The organism is Ruegeria alba (genome assembly GCF_022321465.1).
GTDB classification, from domain to species: Bacteria; Pseudomonadota; Alphaproteobacteria; order Rhodobacterales; family Rhodobacteraceae; genus Ruegeria_B; species Ruegeria_B alba.
Genome location: NZ_JAKOEM010000041.1, coordinates 1 through 6,532, shown reverse-complemented (window position 1 = coordinate 6,532; position 6,532 = coordinate 1). Strand labels below are relative to the sequence as shown.

The 6,532-nt window shown below is 61.4% G+C and carries 7 protein-coding genes; 2 read left to right on the top strand and 5 right to left on the bottom strand.

What is annotated here, in order from left to right:
- Window positions 1–228: 228 nt before the first annotated feature.
- Window positions 229–528 (bottom strand): hypothetical protein, encoded by a 300-nt coding sequence (locus tag MB818_RS21465; protein ID WP_238906435.1) that lies wholly within the window; start codon window positions 526–528, stop codon window positions 229–231.
- Between the two features lie 120 nt (window positions 529–648).
- Here MB818_RS21465 and MB818_RS21460 point away from each other — a divergent pair, with 120 nt between their 5' ends.
- The gene (locus tag MB818_RS21460) at window positions 649–1,497 is read left to right on the top strand and encodes a phage BR0599 family protein (protein WP_238906433.1); all 849 of its coding nucleotides are present in this window, start codon (window positions 649–651) and stop codon (window positions 1,495–1,497) included.
- A 31-nt stretch (window positions 1,498–1,528) separates the two neighbouring features.
- Here the strand turns inward: MB818_RS21460 and MB818_RS21455 are convergent, their stop codons facing one another.
- From MB818_RS21455 to MB818_RS21440, 4 genes are all read right to left on the bottom strand, one after another.
- Window positions 1,529–2,017, bottom strand: a complete 489-nt coding sequence (locus tag MB818_RS21455; protein WP_238906431.1) for a thermonuclease family protein — start codon at window positions 2,015–2,017, stop codon at window positions 1,529–1,531.
- Between the two features lie 87 nt (window positions 2,018–2,104).
- The gene (locus tag MB818_RS21450; RefSeq protein ID WP_238906429.1) at window positions 2,105–3,370 is read right to left on the bottom strand and encodes an adenylate/guanylate cyclase domain-containing protein; all 1,266 of its coding nucleotides are present in this window, start codon (window positions 3,368–3,370) and stop codon (window positions 2,105–2,107) included.
- Window positions 3,371–3,425: 55 nt separating this feature from the next.
- Complete coding sequence (locus MB818_RS22115; RefSeq protein ID WP_369426345.1) at window positions 3,426–4,646, bottom strand: adenylate/guanylate cyclase domain-containing protein; 1,221 nt, start codon at window positions 4,644–4,646, stop codon at window positions 3,426–3,428.
- Between the two features lie 88 nt (window positions 4,647–4,734).
- Complete coding sequence (locus MB818_RS21440; RefSeq protein WP_369426344.1) at window positions 4,735–5,943, bottom strand: adenylate/guanylate cyclase domain-containing protein; 1,209 nt, start codon at window positions 5,941–5,943, stop codon at window positions 4,735–4,737.
- A gap of 171 nt (window positions 5,944–6,114) precedes the next feature.
- Between MB818_RS21440 and MB818_RS21435 the strand changes: the two genes are divergently transcribed.
- The gene (locus MB818_RS21435) at window positions 6,115–6,363 is read left to right on the top strand and encodes a hypothetical protein (RefSeq protein WP_164128633.1); all 249 of its coding nucleotides are present in this window, start codon (window positions 6,115–6,117) and stop codon (window positions 6,361–6,363) included.
- Window positions 6,364–6,532 lie beyond the last annotated feature (169 nt).

Below are 6,532 nucleotides of genomic sequence, written 5' to 3'. Positions count from 1 at the left end.
GTGCCGATCACCACGCCGGGACATCTCCTGACCCTGGTGCGGCTCGATACCGACCGGGTCGAGATCGAGCATCGGCCTGCGGGCACCGAGGTGAGCTTCCCCGTACTGGAAACCCCCGATCCGGTTTGAGCCCATGACCTATGACGACCTCGAGACAATCACGCACGCGAGACAGCACCGGTGTCCGATGCTGCCAAGCCCGGCTCGACGCGAGGCGGCGAACGAGGATCAGACGGTCCGCCAGATCTCGTCGTTTACCGAACCCGGGATGAAGAGATCCGCCGCAGAGGCCACCTGCGACATGTAGTTTTTGTCCGACATCATCTTCATCGTCATCTCATCCATTTGGGCGAGATCTTTATAGCTGGCGCGCCAGGCAACGCGGTTCGGGTTTCCCCCGACCGGCATCATGACGGTCAAGTCGAGCGAGGTGATCGCTTTGAACGTTTTGGCAATCTCATGGGCAAAGGCCAGTGCCGGACCGGCTTTGCCGGGCGCAATGCTTGCGGTTCTCTGGAAAATGATCATCAGACTCCTCCCTGAAGATGCCCGACATGCTTCTTGCCCGCGCGCACCATAGCACAAATGCGCCGGATTTGGGTGACCTTGTGCAGAACCTGATACGCCGAATGCCCCGAAGTTGCTGACATGACCTATGACGACCTCGAGATCTCGACCGCGGAAGGGCGGCCGCTCTTTCTCTATCGCTTTGCCGAAGGCCCCACGACCTGGCGCTTTGTCAGCCGGTCCTCGGACTGGGTGGTGCCCGGTGGCACGCTTTCTGACGAGCCGGGCGACACCACATGGTCTGCCTCGGCGCTCGCCCATGGCAATGTCGTCCAGAGCGGCGATCCGCGCCGGGTAGATCTGAGTCTCACCTTTCCGCTTTCCGATCCCTTCGCCCGCCGCTGGCTCGGGCCAAGGGGGTCGTCTGTCACCACGCTCACCATCTTCCGCGGTCATGAGCAGGTGCCGGGCGAGCTGGTCGCGCATTGGAAGGGCCGCATCGTCTCGGCCCGGGTGGAAGGGGTCTGGATCGTTCTGAGGGCAGAGTCGCTCTTCACCGCCATGCGCCGCCAGGGCGTACGCGCCCGCTACCAGCGGCTCTGCCGCCATGTGCTCTATGCCGGTGGCTGCCGGCTGGATATCGAGAGTTTCCTGGTGCCCGCGACAGCGACCACCCGCTCCGGGCAGCAGATCACCGTGCCCGAGGCGGCCGCGCAACCCGACGGCTGGTATCGCGGAGGCGTGTTGCGCCACGCGGGCCTTCCGGGCTTCATCACCGGGCACGTCGGTACCACTCTGGCGCTCTCCGGCCGGATGCCGGCGCTCGAGGCGGAGATCGACGATCCCGGTCTCACCGCCAGCATCCAGATCGCCCCCGGTTGCGACCTGCGCCGCGACACCTGTGCGAACCGCTTTGCCAACCTGCTGAACTTCGGCGGGTTCCCGGATATACCCGGCAGGAATCCGTTCGGGGGGACGAGTATCATCTGAGGGCCGATCCGAAACGGAACCACTCGTTGGATCACCGCCAGCGGCTGCAGACCCCTTCGGCGATCAGCACCGCGCCAATATCCCGTCCGTCCGGCAAGGCACAGGTTCCGACGACACGATCATAGGACCGTTTCCCGGACGAGGAACAGGTCAGGGTTTCCGAAAGGGCGAGTTCTTTCATCCGTGCAGTGGCCCTGTTCCCGGACATCGAACCCTTTTCGGCGCAGTCAAGATTGGCGATGCGGATCGGGGTGCCCGAGACTTCGATCGTATCACCATCCCGCACATGCGTCACAGGACCCGTCAGGCTACGCGCGCCAGAGCCAGACTGCGGCCGGATCCCCGTCCTGGCGTTTCCACCGTTCAGGATACGGACGGTGTTGCGTCCCGCGGATTTGAAGCTGCTGAACGGGTCATCGATATCGACATCGAAAAGGACCAGGGCGCCCAAGGACACGAACATCGCAAACACCATGACGTTTCGGCGGTAGTAGCGATTGTATCGGATGCTTCGGCCCATGATCCACGGCTAGCCCCCGTGCGTGGCAAAAATTGGGCGGGCGCCCGAAGAGGTATTGGTTTCGACGCGAGATTGCAGGAGGTGCTTCTAAACTGTCCGAGCCTTACGACCTGCTAGCCACCATGTCTCCAACGCCCCGATTCCCTTGATCTCGACCGCCCCGCGCGGATCGAAATCGAAGTCGTCTCTGAGGGCTTCGCGGGCGACGGCAGTAACCTGGATGCGGCCTGCGGCTCCGTGGCTCTCCATCCGGCTGGCAGTGTTCACCGTGTCTCCCCAGACGTCGTAGAACAGTTTCTGGTGTCCGATTACTCCCGCGACCACCGGACCGGAGTGGATGCCGATGCGGATCTCGATTTCTTCTCCGATCTCGTCCGAGAAGGCCCGCATTGCCGCAAGCATGTCGAAGGCCATCTCGGCGACGCGATGGACGGGGCGGTCGACGGGCTGGGGCAGGCCGGCGGCGACCATGTAGGCATCGCCGATGGTCTTGATCTTTTCCAGCCCGTGTTTGGTGGCGAGTTCGTCGAAGCTGGAGAAGATACGGTTGAGGAAGCTCACCAGTTCCTCGGGTGACATTTGGGCCGATCGCGGGGTGAAGTTGACGATATCGGCAAAGAGGATCGCGGTGTGGTCGAGGCTGTCGGCGATGGTCTGGTCCGGGGCGTCTTTCAGGCGGGCGGCGATCTCGGTGGGAAGGAGGTTGTAGAGCAGGGCCTCGGAGCGCGCGTGCTCGGCTTCGAGGGCGGATTCGGCGCGCTCGGCGCGCAGGAAGCCTAGGTAGGCAGGAAAGACAACGAGTGCCAATACGCTGACAATGGAAGTAATCATGAGGCCCTTTTGTAAGCCATCATGGTTTGCAGCACTTAGAGCTGGCTCAGAGACGAACACGGTGCAAAAAATCGCGCCAGCCAAGCTCGTGGCGAATGCGATTGCGAGAAGATCGGTGCTCGCTGGGCCGAAAATCAGCATGACCGCCCCAGGGACAATAAACAACAGCAGGTAGATTCCTGATGAGATACCGATAAGATAGGTAAGAAAAACGAGGTTGAGGCTTACCACAATCGCGCCCGCAAAAAAGGTCCACGTCCTACTGCGTTTGCGAATGAAAGGCAGGCTGATCAAGATGAGCGCATTGATCGCGGCGCCCAAGGCACTTGGCCAGAGCCCCCAATCAAAAAGCAAGTAAACGATGACATAGGACGATGCGGACAGGCTTCCGCCCAAAGCCACGAAATTCAAAGCCCGCTGCTGTCGTCTTTCCCTCTTTTCCTTGCCTGCCAAATCATAGCTCAAATACCACGCCAGCCAGCGCGGCAATCGGGTTGTGAACTCGGGTTGAACCTCCGCCAAATCCGGCGCCTCCTTGATTGAATGCGTCCAGCCTACCCCAGTCTCGCTTTGCAAGTCAGGTCCTTTGCGCCAGCCACCATGTCTCCAGCCTGCCGATCCCCTTGATCTCAACCGCCCCGCGCGGCTCGAAATCATAGGCGTCCTGCAACGCCTCGCGTGCGGCGGCGGTGACCTGGATGCGGCCTGCGGCTCCGTGGCTTTCCATTCGGGAGGCGGTGTTTACCGTGTCGCCCCAGACGTCGTAGAACAGCTTCTGGTGCCCGATCACGCCCGCGACCACGGGGCCGGCGTGCAGTCCGATGCGTATCTCGATCGCCTCGTCGATCTCGTCCGATAGGGCGCGCAGGGCGGCGAGCATGTCGAAGGCCATCTCGGCGACGCGATGGACGGGACGGTCGACGGGCTGGGGCAGACCGGCGGCCACCATATAGGCATCGCCGATGGTCTTGATCTTCTCCAGCCCGTGTTTGGCGGCCAGCTCGTCGAAGGTGGAAAAGATGCGGTTGAGAAAGCTCACCAGTTCCTCGGGCGTCATCCGGGCCGAGCGCGGGGTGAAATCGACGATATCGGCAAACAGGATCGCGGTGTGGTCGAGGCTGTCGGCGATGGTCTGATCGGGCGCGTCCTTGAGCCGGGCGGCGATCTCGGTGGGGAGCAGGTTGTAGAGCAGGGCCTCGGAGCGGGCATGTTCGGCTTCGAGGGCATCTTCGGCGCGTTCGGCGCGCTGAAACGCGACATATCCGAACGCCAGAATGAGCAAGCCCACCCAAATGACTGAAGTTGACATCAGCAGCGCCTGTAGAATCGGCTGCTGTGCCGCTTGAAGAGCTGGTGCGCCGAAACAGAACACACTGAACAGGATGGTTGCGATCCCGGTCAATGTTGTCGAGACAAGATGAAATGGTTTGCTGGGTCCCAGAACCGCAAGCCAGATTGCAGGTATCAGCAGAAGGTAAAGGTAAAGCCCCGTTTCAATCCCGACCAGGTAAGTCTGGAATGAAAAGGCGGCGCAGGAAAACACCGTGCTGAGCGCAATTGTTGCATTTGGGTAGCGATTGAAGGCAAACGGCAGAATGAAGAACTGCACTCCCAAGGCCACCGCTACCGCACAAGTTGGCCATAGTTCCGGGTCATAGAGGAAAAAGCCGCCAGAATAGAGAACAGACGTGAGAACCGACAAAGCCATTATCACATTGCCCGTGAATTGCCGTCGCTGATCACGCTTTGTTTTTCCTTCAACCCCATACTCAAGATACCACGCCAGCCAGCGCGGCAATCGCGATGTGAACTCGGGTTGAACCTCCGCCAAATCCGGCGCCTCCTTGATCGAATGCGCCCAGCCTAGCCCAATCTCGCGCGGCGAGTCAGGTCTTTTGCGTCAGCCACCAGGTCTCCAGCCTGCCGATCCCCTTGATCTCGACCGGTCCGCGCGGCTCGAAATTATAGTCGCCCTTGAGCGCCTCGCGCGCGGCGGCGGTGACTTGGATGCGGCCTGCGGCTCCGTGGCTTTCCATTCGGGAGGCGGTGTTTACCGTGTCGCCCCAGACATCGTAGAACAGCTTCTGGTGCCCGATCACGCCCGCCACCACCGGGCCGGAGTGGACACCGATACGGATTTCGATTTGTTCTCCGATCTCGTCCGAAAGGCCGCGCAGGGCGTCGAGCATGTCGAAGGCCATTTCGGCCACGCGGTGCACGGGGCGGTCGACCGGCTGCGGCAGGCCGGCAGCCACCATGTAGGCATCGCCGATGGTCTTGATCTTCTCCAGCCCGTGTTTCGCGGCCAGTTCGTCGAAGGTCGAGAAGATGCGGTTGAGAAAACTCACTAGTTCTTCGGGTGTCATCCTGGCCGAGCGCGGGGTGAAATCGACGATATCGGCAAACAGGATCGCGGTGTGGTCGAGGCTGTCGGCGATGGTCTGGTCGGGGGCGTCCTTGAGGCGGGCGGCGATCTCGGTGGGCAAGAGGTTGTAAAGCAGGGCTTCAGAGCGGGCGTGTTCGGCTTCGAGGGCGTCTTCGGCGCGTTCGGCGCGGAAGAAGCCGACATAGCCGGGAATGAGCACCAACCACAATGCCGAAGTGGCTGACACCAACATGAGGCCGGTCTGCAAGGTCGGATCATTAGCCGCGGACAGAGCGGGCTCCTTGATCAGGAGAACCGCGCAGCCGACGCCCAGTGTCGACGCCACAATGGACGAGAGCAGCAATCCCCATCGCTGGGGGCCAAAGATGACCAGGACTGCCGCAGGCGCGACAAACATCAACAAGTGAATGCCCGATCCGATCCCCATCAGGTAGGTCAGGAAGAGAAAACTGGCACAGCTTAGAATGGCCCCGATGAAGAAGCCGAAAAACTCGCTCTTTCTGTATAGAAAGGGTAATGCCCCGAACATCACTGCATTGAATGTCGCGCCAAGTGCGCCCGGCCATAGATCAAGGTCATAGACTAGGTAAAACGCCGCATATGTCAGGGATGTCTGTACAGCGAAGAACGCGATCAAATTGAGGGCGAACAGTCTTCGTCTCTGACGTTTTTCGTGTCCTTCTAACCCATACTCCAGATACCACCGCAACCAGCGCGGCAATCGCGATGTGAACTCGGGCTGAACCTCCGCCAAATCCGGCGCCTCCTTGATCGAATGCGTCCAGCCTAGCCGCAATCGAGAATTCTTCAAACGGCAACGACCCTAGCGTCGTACTGCGCCGCCACGTGCACATACCCCAAACCCCGAAAGCCTTTCCCCATGGTCTGGAACTTTGTCGTCCAGATTGTCGCCAGCCTTGTGCTGACGGCGATCTCTTATGTGCTTGCGCCGCGTCCGAAGACGGCGCCGCCGAAGGCCGCGGGTCTCGATGCGTTCGACCTGCCCACGGCCGAAGAAGGTCGGCCGATTCCGGTGGTGTTCGGCACGGTACTGCTGCGCGGGCCCAACGTGGTCTGGGCGGGGGATCTGAAGGTCGACCCGATCCGCAAGTCCGGAGGCAAGAAGTGACACGCGTGCTTGTCCGGGACCTGCGCGCGGCCCGGCTCTGTCTGCAGGGCGCGCGCGGCTGGTTTGCCCGCCACGGGCTCGACTGGCAGCTGTTCCTGCGCGAGGGCGTGGACGCGGAGGTGCTGGCCGCCACCGGCGATGCGCTGGCGATGCGGGCGATTGCCGAGGC

Coding starts and splice junctions, on each gene's coding strand:
- MB818_RS21465 (WP_238906435.1), bottom strand. CDS start 528: ATGATCATTTTCCAGAGAACCGCAAGCATTGCGCCCGGCAAAGCCGGT.
- MB818_RS21460 (WP_238906433.1), top strand. CDS start 649: ATGACCTATGACGACCTCGAGATCTCGACCGCGGAAGGGCGGCCGCTC.
- MB818_RS21455 (WP_238906431.1), bottom strand. CDS start 2,017: ATGGGCCGAAGCATCCGATACAATCGCTACTACCGCCGAAACGTCATG.
- MB818_RS21435 (WP_164128633.1), top strand. CDS start 6,115: ATGGTCTGGAACTTTGTCGTCCAGATTGTCGCCAGCCTTGTGCTGACG.